This window comes from Nitrospiria bacterium (genome assembly GCA_035498035.1).
Taxonomy (GTDB): Bacteria; Nitrospirota; Nitrospiria; order JACQBZ01; family JACQBZ01; genus JACQBZ01.
The window spans coordinates 40,692-56,683 of record DATKAN010000025.1; the positions used below are offsets into that span (position 1 = coordinate 40,692).

14 protein-coding genes are annotated in these 15,992 nt (G+C 59.7%); 7 read left to right on the top strand and 7 right to left on the bottom strand.

Annotated features, from left to right (window positions below; genetic code table 11):
* Window positions 1–36: 36 nt before the first annotated feature.
* The 7 genes from VMN77_04600 to coaE form a co-directional block, all read right to left on the bottom strand.
* Entirely contained in the window at window positions 37–1,443 is a 1,407-nt protein-coding gene (locus VMN77_04600) for an HD domain-containing protein (GenBank protein ID HTN43059.1), read from the bottom strand.
* Entirely contained in the window at window positions 1,436–1,909 is a 474-nt protein-coding gene (locus VMN77_04605) for a DUF2062 domain-containing protein (protein ID HTN43060.1), read from the bottom strand. The genes VMN77_04600 and VMN77_04605 overlap by 8 nt, the downstream gene beginning before the upstream one ends.
* Window positions 1,906–2,919, bottom strand: a complete 1,014-nt coding sequence (gene thiL, locus VMN77_04610; GenBank protein HTN43061.1) for a thiamine-phosphate kinase — start codon at window positions 2,917–2,919, stop codon at window positions 1,906–1,908. Before thiL ends, VMN77_04605 begins: the two co-directional genes overlap by 4 nt.
* A gap of 130 nt (window positions 2,920–3,049) precedes the next feature.
* A complete protein-coding gene (lon, locus tag VMN77_04615) occupies window positions 3,050–5,491 on the bottom strand; it encodes an endopeptidase La (protein ID HTN43062.1) in 2,442 nt (813 codons plus the stop codon).
* A gap of 103 nt (window positions 5,492–5,594) precedes the next feature.
* The gene (locus tag VMN77_04620) at window positions 5,595–6,011 is read right to left on the bottom strand and encodes an Hsp20/alpha crystallin family protein (GenBank protein HTN43063.1); all 417 of its coding nucleotides are present in this window, start codon (window positions 6,009–6,011) and stop codon (window positions 5,595–5,597) included.
* 47 nt (window positions 6,012–6,058) lie between these two features.
* Window positions 6,059–6,931, bottom strand: coding sequence for a UTP--glucose-1-phosphate uridylyltransferase GalU (galU, locus tag VMN77_04625; GenBank protein HTN43064.1), 873 nt, complete (start codon window positions 6,929–6,931; stop codon window positions 6,059–6,061).
* 135 nt (window positions 6,932–7,066) lie between these two features.
* Window positions 7,067–7,669: a dephospho-CoA kinase gene (gene coaE, locus VMN77_04630; protein HTN43065.1), complete on the bottom strand. Its 603-nt coding sequence runs from the start codon at window positions 7,667–7,669 to the stop codon at window positions 7,067–7,069.
* 137 nt (window positions 7,670–7,806) lie between these two features.
* Here coaE and VMN77_04635 point away from each other — a divergent pair, with 137 nt between their 5' ends.
* The 7 genes from VMN77_04635 to VMN77_04665 all read left to right on the top strand — a co-directional run bounded on the left by VMN77_04635 (window position 7,807) and on the right by VMN77_04665 (window position 15,992).
* Window positions 7,807–8,751 carry a MoxR family ATPase gene (locus VMN77_04635; GenBank protein HTN43066.1) on the top strand — a complete coding sequence of 315 codons (945 nt, stop codon included), beginning with the start codon at window positions 7,807–7,809 and terminating at the stop codon, window positions 8,749–8,751.
* 82 nt (window positions 8,752–8,833) lie between these two features.
* Entirely contained in the window at window positions 8,834–9,988 is a 1,155-nt protein-coding gene (locus VMN77_04640) for a DUF58 domain-containing protein (GenBank protein HTN43067.1), read from the top strand.
* Window positions 9,985–12,114, top strand: a complete 2,130-nt coding sequence (locus VMN77_04645; GenBank protein HTN43068.1) for a DUF3488 and transglutaminase-like domain-containing protein — start codon at window positions 9,985–9,987, stop codon at window positions 12,112–12,114. The genes VMN77_04640 and VMN77_04645 overlap by 4 nt, the downstream gene beginning before the upstream one ends.
* Before the next feature lie 126 nt (window positions 12,115–12,240).
* Window positions 12,241–13,956, top strand: coding sequence for a DUF6600 domain-containing protein (locus tag VMN77_04650; GenBank protein ID HTN43069.1), 1,716 nt, complete (start codon window positions 12,241–12,243; stop codon window positions 13,954–13,956).
* A 432-nt stretch (window positions 13,957–14,388) separates the two neighbouring features.
* The gene (gene lexA / locus VMN77_04655; GenBank protein ID HTN43070.1) at window positions 14,389–14,997 is read left to right on the top strand and encodes a transcriptional repressor LexA; all 609 of its coding nucleotides are present in this window, start codon (window positions 14,389–14,391) and stop codon (window positions 14,995–14,997) included.
* 17 nt (window positions 14,998–15,014) lie between these two features.
* The gene (locus VMN77_04660; GenBank protein HTN43071.1) at window positions 15,015–15,245 is read left to right on the top strand and encodes a hypothetical protein; all 231 of its coding nucleotides are present in this window, start codon (window positions 15,015–15,017) and stop codon (window positions 15,243–15,245) included.
* Between the two features lie 36 nt (window positions 15,246–15,281).
* Window positions 15,282–15,992, top strand: a complete 711-nt coding sequence (locus tag VMN77_04665; protein HTN43072.1) for a hypothetical protein — start codon at window positions 15,282–15,284, stop codon at window positions 15,990–15,992.

Sequence of the window (15,992 nt, forward strand, 5' to 3'; positions counted from 1 at the left end):
TCCGTGGGAGGCATGATCAAGGGTCCTGCAATCGGGTTACAAATTGGTCGTGCTGCTGGGAGACTCCGTGCCCAGGACGCGTTCGGCGGCCCGGGCCAACTCGGCGTCGTGATCATGATTCAGCGTAAAGATCCGGCACTGGACGATCTTGGCCGGAATGAAATCAAAATACTCCCGCAGGATCTCCTTCGATACGTTTTTCGTGGAAGGATCGTAAACATATATCTGGAACTCCCCCATGCTCAGGGGATTGAGCGGCCTCGGATCCTGGTTGGCCATGTCGACTTTGAACGGCAGTTTCCTTAAGGCCGCCGGGAGTTGCTCGCGGATTCTCCGCTCCACCGTCTCCTGATCGAGAAAGGTCCTCCCGCGCTCGCCGCCGCGGGTGGGGAGGGTGATGTCGTAGGCCATCTTCCACTTCACATCCCGGTGGAAGATGAGCTGCCATTCGTCGTACAGTTTCCGTTTTTTGGGGTCGGAAGACCGCTTCCACCGGCGGATTTCCTCCAGCAGCGACCACTCGGTCAGTTGAAGGTATTCCGAGCGATCCTTGACCGGATGATGGGGGAAGATTCTCTGGATCGTATCGTGGAAGATGTCGCGCAGGTGCAGATCGATCGCCCGCGTCGTCCGGTGGTAATACACGTTCGAATAGAGGTACAGCCGTGTGTTCAAAAACATCTGAAGGGCCGAGAGCCCCGTCTTGTGAAGGGTGAGGCCCTTGCCCGTGAAAAAGGTGTAGTGGATCAGCCGCCGGATGTCGACGGGACCGACCGCCACGCCGCACATGTACGAATCCCGGAGGACGTAGTCCATGTTGTCGGCCGTATAGATTCCCCCCAGGATCGGCTGGAGGAATACCAGCCAGCGGGGATACTTGGCGCTGTTCTTTTGCGGATCCTTGAGGATCAGAAAGGCAACATGGTCCGGATTGATCTCCTCCCCGCGCCCGAACGGCCCGGAGGGGCTGCGTCGAATCTTTCGGATCAGGCTTCCCAGTTCCTCCCGGATGATATGCTGCCCCAGAACCTCGTGCGTGATCCCGAATTGGGCCAGGAAATTGTCGTCGAAGAAATGGCCGAAAGGACCGTGGCCGATGTCGTGAACGAGGGCCGTGACACGGAGCAGCTCCTCGATGAAATTCTCCGACGGGCAGTCCGGAACGATCTCGGTCAACGAGGCATGGAGGTGGCGGGCGAACCGCCCGGCGACATGCATCGCGCCGATCGAATGCTGGAACCGGCTGTGCTCGGCGGAAGGATAGACCCAGCGGGCGCTTTGGAGCTGGTAGATATACCGGAGCCTTTGCATCCACGGAGAGTCGATAAGGTGTTTCTCGGTGATTTCCGGCGGCGCATCCGGATAGGGAACCGTAAACGTGATGTACTCATGGATGGGATCGGCGATCAGCGCGTGGCCTTCGTACAGGGAGCCCTTATACATGGGAGGTCTCCTGCGCCCGGTGGCGGAGATAACGGTACTCCTTGATAAAGTAATAGGCGCAGGGATAGGCAATCAGGCTCGTGATGATGCCCAACAAGGTCGTTCCGAGAAGAAACGGCTTGAGGTAAGGCTCGAGTTGAGGAATGGCGTTCACGATGGTGAGATCCTGCCAATGGATCGGATGCAGGAGCTCGTGCCTCCCGTAGATTTTGACGCCGATCCAGAGGCCGGCCCCGAAGATCGGGGCAAAGGTCCAGGGGTTGTTTAACAGCGTTCCGAGGACGACCGCGAGCGGATTCAGCCGGAGGACCCAGGCGAGAAAGAAGGCGCTGATGATATGGAGCCCGATAAACGGCGAACAGGAGATAAATACCCCCAAGGAGAAGGCGGCGGCGATCCGGTGAGGGTTGTCATCCAGATGCAGAACGGACTTGATCTTGTCGCGCCAGTAGGAAATCGTGATCATGAATGTTTAAAGTGCTCGTAGCCTTTCACGGTAAGAGGAATCTCGCGATTCCCCTTTCCAACCCAGGTCATCCCTCGCCCCTTGGACACGATCTCGCCGATCGGGGTGACCGCCAGGGCCATCCGCTTCGCCGCGGCCTCTGTGGCCGCGGCCTTCGTCCGGTTCACCGTAAAAAGCAGCTCGAAATCCTCGCCGCCCCGCAGGGCGTAGTCCGCGGCGGACCGATTCAAACGGCGGGCATAGGCGGCCAAGGCGGCTGAAACCGGCAAACGGTCCCGTTCGATCCGGGCCCCCACACCGCTGGCTTCGCAAAGATGGCGTAGGTCGGAAGCCAGGCCGTCCGAGAGGTCTATCATCGCCGTGGCCCAACCCCGACGGCACAACAGGCGGCCGAACTCGACACGGGGGTCGGGAAAAAAATGACGACGGACCAGGCGGGAATCCATCCCGGAAGGATTCGGGCGCCTCTTCGTCTTTAATATTTCCAGGCCCGCCCGGGAGTCCCCCAAGGTGCCGGTGACGTAGATCCGGTCGCCGAACTTGGCCCCGGATCGGGTCACGGCGCTTCCGTGCTCGACCGTCCCAAGAACCATAACATTGATCATGAGGCCTTGGCGGGCCGCGGAAACATCTCCGCCGATCAGGGCGACCCGATACCGGCGGGCCAGGGTCAGCATCCCTTGATAGATTTCGTCCACGGCCCGAACCGGGGTCCGGCCCGGAACGGCCAGGCTGACCAGAAAAGCGACCGGCCGACCGCCCATCGCGGCGATGTCGCTGAGATTGACGGCTAACGCTTTGTATCCGATCTGGGGATAAGAGCTGTAGGATCGATCAAAATCGACCGTCTCCACCAGCAGGTCCGTCGTGACGACCCAATCCCAACGGGATGAGCTCCGCAGAACCGCCGCGTCATCCCCCGGACCGATTAAGACGGTTCGAGAAGGGGATGGAATCCGGCGAAAGAGGCGTTGAAGCAGCCCGAACTCCCCCAGTTGACTTAAATTCATGGGATGCCAGCGAGCATCCGGCTCCATCGCCGGAAGCGCGGGGACGCAGGGGGCATGTAAGGACTCATCTCCTTCTCTTCCGCAGCGGCCCCCCGATACCGTTTTCGTCCCACCCGATGACCACCCCGGCTCATCCCCTCCGGCGAGCCGAGATGGCCGGGGCCAGAACCTTTTCACGGCGGACCTTTTGCGCGACCGGACGGTGAACTTTGGAGCCGGGCGACTGCCGGAGGGCCGCCGGGAGGACATCGTCCATGGTCTCGGCAAAGACGAACTCCATCCCGCGACGCACGTGCTTCGGGACTTCCTCAAGGTCCTTTTCGTTGCGCTTCGGAACTATCACGGTCTTGATCCCGGCCCGCCGCGCGGCCAGAATTTTTTCTTTCAATCCGCCGATGGGCAGCACGCGTCCCCGGAGGGTCACCTCCCCGGTCATGGCCACATCCCGACGGACCGGCACGTTGATAAAAACGGAGGCGAGAGCCGTCGCCATCGTGATTCCGGCCGAAGGCCCGTCCTTGGGGATCGCGCCGGCCGGCACATGGATATGGATATCGTTTTTCGCGAACAGATCCGGCCGGATGCCCAGGGTCTTCTCCCGGGACCGGATGTAACTCAGCGCCGCCTGGGCCGACTCTTTCATGACATCGCCAAGGTGTCCGGTCAGCAACACGCCTCCCTTGCCCTTCATGAAGGTGGCTTCGATGTAGATGATGTCCCCGCCGGTCTCGGTCCAGGCCAGTCCGGTCGCCACACCGACCTCGTCCTTTTCCTGCTCCGCCTCGGGAAGATGTTTCGGAACCCCGAGAAGTTTGTGGATATTGGCCGGCGTGACCGTGAAATGCTTTTCTTTTCCCTCCGCGATCTGTCGCGCAATTTTGCGGAGGACGTTGGCCAATTCCCGCTCAAGGTTCCGAACGCCGGCCTCGCGGGTGTATTGCTGAATGACCGTCCGGATGGCGGCGTCCGTGAGGGTCACGTTCTTCTCCGTGATGCCGTGCTCCGTCAGCTGCCGCGGCATGAGAAAATTGCGCGCGATGCCGAGTTTCTCCTCTTCGGTATATCCGGAAAGTTCGATCACCTCCATCCGGTCCCGAAGCGGCGGCAGGATGGTGTCGGTGATATTGGCCGTGGTGACGAACATCACGTTGGACAGATCGAACGGCACGCCCAGGTAATGATCACTGAAGGCGTTGTTCTGTTCCGGGTCCAACACCTCCAGCAGGGCGGCGGAGGGATCGCCGCGGAAATCCGCGCCGACCTTGTCGATCTCATCCATCATGAAAACCGGATTGTTGGTTCCGGCCTGCTTGATTCCCTGAATGATCCGGCCGGGCAGGGCCCCGACATAGGTCCGGCGATGCCCCCGGATCTCGGCCTCGTCACGAATCCCCCCCAGGGAGATCCGCACGAACTCGCGTCCAAGCGAACGCGCGATCGATTTCCCAAGCGAGGTCTTCCCCACCCCCGGCGGACCGACAAAACAGAGAATCGGGCCCTTCATCTTGTCCTTCATCTTCCGGACGGCCAGGTATTCCAGAATCCGCTCCTTGACCTTCTCCAGGTCGTAATGATCCGTGTCGAGCACCTTGGAGGCCGCCTTGATGTCCAAATTATCCTTGGTCTTCTTGCTCCACGGCAACTCCACCAGCCATTCCAGGTAACTGCGGACCGTGGAGGCCTCGGCCGAGTCGGGGTGCATGTGCTCCAATCGCTTGAGCTGCTTGTCGGCCTCCTTCGACACCTTGTCCGGCATCTTGGCTTCCTTGATCCGCTTCCGGAATTCGGTGACCTCCTCGGCGCGCTCGTCCACGTCGCCCAGTTCCTTCTGGATCGCCTTGAGCTGCTCCCGGAGAAAATATTCCCGTTGGGTCTTGTCCATTTCCCCCTTGGCCTCGGCCTGGATTTTCTGCTGCATGTTCAGGACGCCGAGCTCCTTGGCCAGTATCTCGCTCACCTTCTTGAGGCGCTCGCTGGGATCGAGGATCTCCAGGACCTCCTGGGCCTCTTCCACTTTGAGGCCGAGGTTCGAGACGATCATGTCGCTCAGGCGGCCGGGGTCGTCCAGATTCTCGATCACCACCAAAACCTCGGGCAGCACGAGTTTCCCGAAACTGCTGACCTTCTCGAGCTGCTCCTTGACGGTGCGGATCAGCGCCTCCAGCTCCAGCGGCCGTTCTTCGACCTTGGGCTCGATGATTTTTTGAATCCGGACCTGATAATACGGCTCCGATTGGACGAAATTCAGGACGCGGGCCCGGGAAAGGCCCTGCACAAGGATCTTGATCCGGCCGTCCGGAAGTTTCAACATCCGCATGATCATTCCGACGGTCCCGATGGTGTGGATGTCCTTCGGCTCGGGGTTTTCGACATCCAGCACTTTCTGGGTCGCCATCAGAATCATGCGGTTTCCCGCCAGGGCCTCGTTGATGGCGCGAATCGACATTTCGCGGCCGACGAACAAGGGAAGAACCATGTAGGGAAAGACCACGATATCCCGCACCGGCAGGAGCGGAAGGGCCTCCGGAATTTCGATCGGTTGCTGCATGCCTTCTTTGTCCTGTTCTGCCACGTGAATGACCCCCTTTGTTTGGAGGGGCTCGCGTCGCCCCCTCCGCTGGCGATCGCTCGCCGTACTCGCTGGAAGGAAAAAAATCAGTTCGGTCCCGGTGGACCTACTTGATCTCGATCTTGATGGTTCGTTTGCGCCGGTCTTCGATTTTCGGGAAACGGAGGATCAGAACCCCCTGCCGATAGCGGGCCTCGGCCTTCTGCGGATCCACGGCAAAAGGAAGCTGGATGATGCGCCGGAAATCTTCAAAACAGCGTTCCATCCGCAGATAATGTCCGGCCTCCTGTCCCTCCCCCCTTTGACCCCTCTGCCCTTCAATGGTCACCTGATCGTCCGCCAGACGGACCGCCACCTCTCCCGGTTCAATCCCCGGAAGATCGGCCTCGATCACCAGGGCATCCGATTGTTCATAGATGTCCACCAAGGGGCTCGGCGTCTCGCCAACCATATTCTTGCCCTCGCTTTCCTCCGTTCGATACACTTCCTGAAACGGTCCCAACGGGCTCTGAATGATCTTCATGTGGATGAACGGATCCCTCGCCACAGGGAGGCCCTCCCGAATACGGCCTACAACTTCAAACTCTTAAGGTACTGGAGGAACGGCTTTCCCAAATCCGGACGTTTCAACCCGAATTCCACGGTCGCCTTCAGAAAACCCAGCTTGTCACCGGCGTCGTAACGCATGCCTTCAAGTTGCTTGCCGTACATCACTTTTTGCTGGGCCAGGATCCGAAGCGCATCGGTCAACTGAATCTCTCCGTTTTTTCCCGGCGGCGTTTTTTCCAAGACCTTGAAGATCTCCGGCGTCAGGATATAACGTCCGATGACGGCGAGATTGGACGGGGCCTTTTCAGGCAGGGGCTTTTCGACCAGGTCTTCGATCCGGAAAAGATCCGGTTCGACCGGCGACGCCTTGATCACGCCGTATTGATGAACCTCGGATTTGGGCACGGGTTGGACGCCCACCACCGGAGATTGGAAACGACGATAGACCTGGATCATCTGTTGAATCCCCGGCTGCGGTCCGTCCAGAATGTCGTCCCCCAAAATGACGGCAAAGGGTTCATCGCCGATCAGAGGTTGGGCGCACAGTATGGCATGACCCAGCCCGCGCGCGTGACGCTGCCGGACGTAGCAAAAATCCGCCATCTCCGCGATGGCCTGGATTTCTTTTAGGAGTCCTTTTTTTCCGTTCTCGCGGAGGTTCTCTTCCAGTTCAATGGAGACGTCGAAATGATCCTCGATCGCCCGCTTCCCCCGACCGGTGATGATGATGATCTCACGAATCCCGGCCGCCACCGCTTCTTCCACGACGTACTGGATCAGCGGCTTGTCCACCAGCGGAAGCATCTCTTTCGGGGACGCTTTGGTCGCCGGCAGGAACCGGGTTCCCAGCCCCGCCGCCGGGATGACGGCCTTGACCACGTTGGATGAAAGCATGGACCCATTCTACCGAGAGGATCGACGAAAAGTCAAATTCAGCTCGAGCCGAACCGGTCCCCGGAAATTATGTCGAAGTCGGGAGCCCTTCCAAATCGATGGACCCGGCGATGGAGACGAGCCCCGCCCGAATATTCAGGCCAGCGGCTTGAGCTCCTCATAGATCCTGCGCACCTGTTCCTCGACCGCCTTCGGGGACTGCCCGCCGTCGATAATGTAATCGGCCTTGCTTTTCTTTTTGGCCTGGGGCATCTGAGCCCCGATGCGCTTGACGGCTTCCTCCCGACTCAGCCCATCCCGTCTCATGATGCGGCTGATCTGTTTTCGGCGGTCAATCGTCACCAAAATCACCTTGTCCATGAGCTGATACGACCCGGTCTCGATGAGTAACGCGGCGTCAAACAAAACGATCGCCTTTGGATCCTTTTGCGCGATTTCCCTTTGTTGCCGCTCTTCCTCCATAAAGACATAGGGATGAACGATCGAATTTAGCAGTTCCCTTTTTTCGGGGTGATCGAACACCAAGCGGCCCAGCGTGGCCCGGTTGAGGGTCCGGTCGGGATTCAGGATTTCCGGTCCGAAGGCCTCCACGATCCGATTTAAAACCGGATGGCCGGGCTCAACCGCCTTATGGGCCAGCTCATCCGCGTCGATCAGGTAAGCGCCCAGCTGCTTGAACATCTGCGCCACCAACGATTTTCCGCTTCCGATACCGCCGGTCAACCCGACAAGAAGCATCCTATATCATCCAGGGTTATTTGTTGGGCCGCCCCGGGCTTTCCAAGGCGAATTTTCGAAGCCGGGATTGTACCATAAATCAAGGGGCCGCCTCCAGTCGCGTTGACTATTCGCAACCCCTCTGTTAAACTTTCTTTATGAATCATACCGCAAAGAAAGTCCGGATTCTTCAAGATAATATTGAACAGGTGATTAAGGGAAAAGCGGAGGTGGTCCGGTTGACGATCACGGCGCTGCTGGCCCGCGGACACCTCCTGATCGAGGACGTCCCCGGAATCGGCAAGACCACGCTGGCCCACAGCCTGGCCCGGTCCCTGGACTGCAGCTTCCGGCGCATCCAGTTCACCAGCGACCTCCTTCCGTCCGATATCCTGGGGGTGACCATTTATAATCAACACACCCAGGCCTTTGAATTCAAGCTCGGCCCGATCTTCGCGAATATTATCCTGGCGGACGAGATCAACCGGACCACGCCCAAGACTCAGTCCAGTCTTCTGGAAGCCATGAACGATATCCAGGTCTCGGTGGACAGTCATACCTATCCGCTTCCCAAGCCTTTCATGGTCATGGCCACACAGAACCCTCTGGAACACCACGGAACTTATCCCTTGCCCGAATCGCAACTGGATCGCTTTCTGATGAGGATACGGATCGGTTATCCCGATCTTGCGGATGAGAAGGTCATCCTGACCACTCAGCGTCTTTTTCAGCCGGCCAACGACCTCAAGCCCGTGTTGACGATCCAGGACGTGCTGGAACTTCAAGAGGCCGTCGATCGTGTCCGCATGGACGAAGGGCTGGTGGACTATCTCCTGGCCCTGACCCGGGCCACGCGGAGCAGCGAGCTGTTCGGGCTGGGGGTCAGCCCCCGCGGGGCCATGGCGCTCCACAAAGCCGCGCAGGCCTACGCCCTGGTCAACGGACGGAATTATTGCGTTCCCGACGACATCAAACGGTTGGCCCCCCTGGTCTTCGCCCACCGCGTGATTCTTAATACTCGGTTTGAAACCGACGGCCCCCGGAGCGAGGAGGCCGAACGCATCCTTCAGGAATTAATGGACCAGGTCGCCGTTCCGCTGTAGGGGCAGGATACGCCATGCCAAAAATAATTTCAATAGGCCGGGACGCCCCTACAAACAAACGGCCCGCCGATGAAAATGGTTTATGTCCGCCTTTCTCATCAGACTGCAGAGACTGATTTACCGAAACCGCTCCGTCACCTTTACGCCGACGGGCACCCGTTTTGTCCTCCTCACATTGGCCGTCGGCGTGGCCGCGGTGAACACCGGAAACAATCTCCTGTACCTCATTCTCGGAATGATGCTGAGTCTGATCATCGTCTCCGGCATCCTCTCCGAGCAGTCGCTCCGCAAGATTTCCGTTGAATGGGCTTTCCCCGTCCGGATCTTCGCGCAACAACCGGCCCCGGTGGAGCTCCGAATCACCAACGACAAAAGGCTCCTTCCTTCTTTTTCGTTCCGGATGGACGCGGGGACCGAAGCGGTTCAATCCGTTTACATGTTCAAACTGTCCGCCCGGCAGACCGCCGTTTTTCCGCAGACAATCCGTTTTGAAAAAAGAGGGATTCAACCCTTGCCGTCGCTTCGATTTCACACCACCTTTCCGTTCGGTTTTTTTCACAAAAGCCTGATTCGTCCCCAGATCCGGACGGTGCTGGTATATCCCCGGGTCCTTCCGGTTCCGCCGAGCATCGAAAGGGTATCCTCGCGTCCCGGCCAGGACCATGAATACCGTCAACGGGGCAGCGGCGCGACGCTTCACAATCTTCGGGATTACACCCCGCTGGATGACGCGCGCGGGATCCATTGGAAGGCTTCGGCCCGCGAGTTGAAACTCCTCCTGAAAGAATACGAGCGCGAAGAGGACGATGACATCCATCTGTTCTTCACCAATCACCTTTCGGCTCGATCCGAAGAACACCTTCAAAATTTCGAGAGGGCCGTTGAGTTGGCCGCTTCGCTCGCCTACGCGCTCGGGCGGCGCGGCTATGCCGTCGCCCTGCAAACGCTCTCTGAAACCGAATCGGGCCCGGAAGCGTCAACGGATCTTGATCCCGTCCTGAAAAGGCTTGCGCTGATCCAGCCCCTCTACGATTCCACGGATCCGGCCGATCGGGACAGGATCAGCCAAAGAATCGCGGCCCTCAGCCGCACCGCGGCTCTTGAAGGGCGCCGGATCCTGATTCTCCCTTGCACCGACCCGCTTTGGGACCCTCTGCGCGGACGTTTTTCGGAGGTCTTGGTGGCCAGCGAGCCCCGGTTCAAGACCTGGTCCAGGTCGGGAGGAAAACGAACGTGACCTTGGACCTGACCTTTCAGATCACCTCCCGCCTCCTGGCCCTGATCGGTTTGCTTTCCCTGATCCTGACCAACGAATTTTCTTTCCTGTTCGGGTTTGCGGCCGTCGCGGCCGTCGCGGCCAGCTTCATCCTGGTTCTGGGAGGCATGACGTTCAACCTGAGCCGTCAGATCTGGACCTCGGTCAATTTGGCCGTGCTGGCCTTTTTTATCGTCGACCTCTCTTTATTTTCCCAATCCCTTCTGACGGCCTGCACCCATTTCGTCGTCTTCCTCATGATCAATAAACTCTTCAATCTCCGAACGCCCCAGGACCATTTCCAACTTTACCTGATCAGTTTCCTCCAGCTCCTGGCCGCCTCGACCTATACGATCGACGTCAGTTTCCTGATTTCCTTTGTGCTCTACCTCCTGACCGCGACCTGGGCCCTCCTTCTTCATCATCTCACGACCGAAAAATCGAAATCTCCCGGCCGGCCCTCGGGGGAGCAAGCGCCCGGCTGGTCGTCCGGGTTGACCTGGCCTTTCTTCATGAGCACGAATACCATCGCGGTCGCCGCGTTGGGATGCTCGCTCATCCTCTTCATCTTCATCCCCCGGGTCGGACTGGGCTTCTTTCATCGATCCCAATCCAGCCTGATCCGGACCTCCGGCTTTTCGAACGTAGTGGATCTGGGCGAGATCGGTTCGGTCAAAAAAGATCCGACGGTGATCATGCGGGTCCAGCCTTCCCGCCCGCTTCCGGGGATCGAAGGGATGTACTGGCGCGGGATGGTGTATGATTTCTACGACGGCCGCAGCTGGCGCAACAGTTTCGGCAGCGGCCGCCTCGTGGCCTCCGAGGGAAACGGCATCTTCAATCTGGCCTATCGACAATACCCCGAACGGGCGATCTCCCAGGAGATCATCCTGGAGCCCCTGGACACCGCCGTCCTCTTCGGCGCGCCGTACGCAATCCAGATCGGCGGCCAGTTCTCAACCATCCGGGTGAACGCGATGAATTCCATCTCCCTCCCGACGGTCCCGGCCACACGGTTCGAATACACCCTCACCTCCGTGCTCCCCTCCCTGACGCAATCGGACACCGAGACCCAAACGATTCCGGCCGCACGCCCCCAACTCCGGCCTTATCTCCAGATGCCGGAGGGATCGGACCGGATCGCGCAGCTGGCCGGGGATATTCTCCGGGCGAATCCGTCGGCCGACACCGTCCTCCAGAAAATCATGGCGACCGAAAAATACCTCCAGACCAATTACCGGTATACCCTGGATGTCCAACCGACGTCCTCCGGCATGCCCATCGAAGACTTCCTGTTCCGGCAGAAGGCCGGCTTTTGTGAACATTACGCCACCGCCATGACGCTCCTCCTCCGCAGCCTCGGAATTCCGGCGCGGTTTGTGACGGGCTTCCTGCCCGGCGAATGGAACGATTTCGGCAGATACTACACCGTTCGCCAGAGCAACGCGCACGCCTGGGTCGAGGTATGGTTCGAGCGGTCCGGATGGATCCCGTTCGACCCGACCCCGCCGGTCCCGTCGGATGACGCGGGAGGCCTTTTTGGGTTTCTCGGCCGCTCGGCCGACTCGATCCAGTGGTGGTGGAACCGGTACGTGATCTACTTCAGCCTTCACGATCAGATCAGCCTGGCGAACGAGGTGAAGGAAGGAACGATGAAGGTTCGGATTCAGGTCATGAACCGGGTGAGCGGGGCCTTCGATGCCGCGTGGGACTTTCTTTCCTCCGCCCTCCTTCATCCCATCCTGATCATGCTCGCCGTTCTGTGCGGCGCCGGGGCCCTGTTCTGGGGGATGCGTCATCTTGACTTTTCGAGAAGCGGAATCACCCGGCCATGGCGAAAGCGGCTTCGGAAGGTCCAACCCCACGCCTTCTACTATCAGATGCTCGACCTGCTCCGCGCCAAAGGCTATCCCAAACCGCCAACTCTCACTCCCCGGGAGTTTCTCCCCCGAATTCCGGCCGCGCCCCAGCCGCTCCGTCCCGTCGCGGCCGAGCTGACCGACCTTTACTACCGCGTCCGCTTCGCCGGCGACGCTCTGTCCGAGCCGGAGCAATCCCGCATCGCCGAATTGCTCCGGAACCTGAAATCCAACCCGACAGAATCTTGAGAGTCCTTCGGCCTTTTCCGAAAAACCCTTCTAAACCCTCCCGCGTTCAGAGACGGGCAGCACGGAATCGGACTTGATTCTACCTTACCAATCGGGTCATAATTTCATTTGAGGGAGGAACTTTTCGTGTCCGTGTTCATCCGGGTACTGGCCGTTCTGGTTCTGTCGGGTCTGGCAAGCCTGTTTTCGCCATCGGCCTTCGCCGAGGAAGAATCCACCGAGCCCTATGGGACGGTGAGGCTTTCCCGCATCAGCCTCATCGATGGAGAGGCGCTTCTTCAGCGGGGCGATGACGAGGAGTGGGTGGCGGCCTCGATTAATATGCCGCTTCGCCCTCACGACAAGCTCTGGACGACCGACGACTCCCGGGCCGAGGTCCAATTCGACGACGGGACCGTGGTCCGGCTTGCGGAAAACACCAGCCTCGACCTCTTAAGCCTTGATCCGGGCTGGATCCACTTCCAGGTCACGTTGGGCGTGGCCAGCATCGAGGCCAAGGCCCCGTTTCGCACGGGCGCGCAGCAGCCCTTCATGGAGATCGACACGCCGCAGGCCACGGCCCAGATCACCCGTTCGGCGGAATTTCGGGTGGACGTGGCGGACGACGGGTCCACCGCGATGACGGTCCGCCAGGGAGAGCTGGAATTAAACCGCGACGAGGGGCCGGTCGTGATCGCGGCCGATCAACGCGTCTCGATCGAGGGGGGCGACTCCCCGGACTACCTCGTGGATTCGGCCGGGGAGCCGGATGACTGGGATAAATGGAATAAAGACCGCGATGATCAAGAGACCGCGGCCGAGAGCCATGAACATCTCCCCTCGGACACGGAGATGGGGGTGTCGGAATTGAATACCTACGGGGGCTGGAGTCAGATCCAGCCCTACGGCTGGGTCTGGGCCCCCCGAGTGGCCGTGGGATGGGCTCCGTATCATGTCGGCCGCTGGGTCTGGGTCGAGCCGTGGGGCTGGACCTGGGTTTCCTACGAACCCTGGGGTTGGCTCCCCTATCACTACGGCCGGTGGATCGTGGTCGGAACCGTCGGTTGGGTCTGGGTGCCCGGTCCGGCCCTGGGAATCTGGACACCCGGCTGCGTGCGGTTTTATTACGGGCCGACCTGGGTGAGTTGGGTGCCGCTCGGACCCCACGAGATCTATTATCACCACAAGCCCCCCGACCACAGGCATTTCAATTCCAACCCGATCAATTCCCATGTCCCGGGGGCGACGACCGTGATATCCCGGCGTCAGTTCGTCACCGGCGCGCCGGAAGACGAGAGGTTCAAGCCGCCCAAGGATCCGATTCGGTCCGGCCGTGTGGCCGTCGGCCCGCCGCCGGTCGTGCCGACGCGCGCCAGTCTGCATCCCGCGCCGGATAAAGTGGTCACGGCGGATTGGCTTCCGCCCCAAACGATCAATCGCCCGGTGGTCTACACCCGTCCTCCCTCGGCCCCGCCGCCCCTCTTCGAGCACCGGGTGAAGGAAATTCACAGTGTCATCACAAAAGGCCTGCCCCCCGCCGCCGCGCCCTCGCTTCCGGCGAGACGCCCGCCGACCATCGAAGGGGGTCGCGCGGTTCATAGAGACATCATCGTCAGGGAAGTCGAACCCTCACAGCATTCCGTCCTTCCAAGGCCAACGCCACGCCTGCCGGAGCAGAGGGTCGAACCCGGGCGCATACCCAAGACACGGCAACCGTCTCCCCCCAAGAGCATCAAGTTGCCGCGGCTTCCCTCGGCGCCCACCGCTCCGGGTCCTTCGGCGGGAGGAACCCGACAGGTCCGGCCCCTTTATAAGGTCCCCCCGCCATCCAGAATCCAAGCCCCGGCCGGTCCTTCGCGATAGGACGCCGTATCACGCATCGACGCGAAGAACCTGCTTTCATCGAATACCAAATTGGAACCCGTCGCGGCCCGCACAAATCCCCATCCACTCTATATATAGTGATGCAGATCGAATATATTCGATTTCCTGCCCTGATAACAACATAGGTGACACCCTGATCAACTCGACCCTCCCTGCTCCGTGGCCGCAGTTCGACCGGACTAAGGCTCGTCCGCTCAATTTTCCGAAGGGGCTTGGCGGAAAATTGACCCTGAAGGGCCGCGTCCTTCGCCGAGTCCGGTGCCCGAACCTCGGCCAAGTCGCGACTCGGGCCGATGCTGATCAGTGTCACCCATATCTATTTTCATCAAAATAGATTCGATTTTCCCCCTTGACAAGCCCCGCCCGCTCGATTATAGTATAGGTGTCCATTTGGACACCCATTGAATCCCGATGAAGAACCCGCTGACCGACAGGCAGGCCGAGGTCCTGAACTTCGTGAATCAATTCATCGCGAGGTCCGGATATCCGCCCACCGTCCGCGAGATCGCACGGCATCTCGGGATCCGCGGACACCACGCGGTCCGAAAGCATCTCCTGGCTTTGGAAAAAAACGGTCACCTCACCCGCGGGCGCGGCGCGCGATCGATCGGGATCGCCGATCAACCTCAGGCCGTTTCCGTCCCGATCCTGGGCCAGGTGGCCGCGGGAAAGCCCATTCTCGCGGAAGAAAACATCCTCGGAACTTTGGCGTTGGACCGATCCGTGACGCGCGGGGGTCCGGTCTTCCTTTTGAAGATCAAGGGCGACAGCATGATCGGAGCCGGAATTTTAGACGGCGATTACGTGCTGGTGAAAGCGCAGGCCCAGGCCGAGAACGGGGAGATCGCGGTGGTCCTGGCGGAGGACGAGGCCACCGTGAAGCGCGTCTTCCGCCGCGGCGACAAGATCGTTCTGCAACCCGAGAACCCCGCGCATCAACCCATGACATTCACCCCAAAAGACGCCCTTCGTATCCTCGGCAAGGTCCTGGGCGTGGTCCGGTTTCCCAATCTCAATTAGTCAAGAGGAGAGCTTCGATGGCTGAGCAAAATTATTTTTACTGGAGATGCCCCGACTGCGTTCATGTGCGAGATCTGGATCTGGGAAAGATGACAAACCGCTGTCGGCTCATCGATCAGGGAGAATCGCCGGTGGATGGAACGCTCTGGGAAAACCAGGATCACGACCTCTGCCCGGTCTTCGAACCCAAAGCCGATCAACACGCAGCCGTACTGATGGCCCAAGGACGCACAACGCAAAGTCTCTAACGCGCTTCACAATTGAAAGGGCAAGGACCCTACTCGATGGCCGATCCTTCTTCTCAATCGTCGTTGTTCGAAATCGAAGCGACCGATCTTTCCTGGCAGAAGATCGTCACGCCGGCCGCCTTGGAAGCCGTGGCGCGGGATCAGGGCCGGATCATCGGGTTCATCGGACATCGCGGGGTGTTCGCGCTCGGCCATTATTTGATGGCCTGGCGACTGCTTCAGGACGAGTCGGTCGTCCTGGTCGACGGGGCCAACATCATAGACCTCCCGCTGATCCTGAAGCTCACGGACGGTCCTAAAACGAATCGCCGGCGGCTCCTGGACCGTCTCCATCTATCACGGGCCTTCACCGCGCACCAGTTGGAGGCCGTCATTTGCGAGCGCTTGGAGAAAGCGCTCCAAAAATACAAAAGCCGTCTTTGCTTCGTCTCCGGATTGCTGGACACGTTCTATGACGAGGAAGTTCCGGCGTGGGAAGCGACGCGCATCCTTCGCAAGACGACGGAAAAGCTCCGCGCCTTGGCGCATCAAGGCTGCCGACTGATCCTTCTGGCCCCCGACCCGCCTGCGCCGACAGCGCAGAGGAAAAACCTCGCGCCCTTCGTAATCAAATCCGCGAACCGGATTTTTGCGTTGGTCCATGAGAAGGATCGATACCTGCTGATCGACGACGCCCAAACCGCACGAGATAAGCACTGGGTCCTTCCTTTGATGCCGTTCTCGATCAAGCGATCTTCTTCGAGGTGA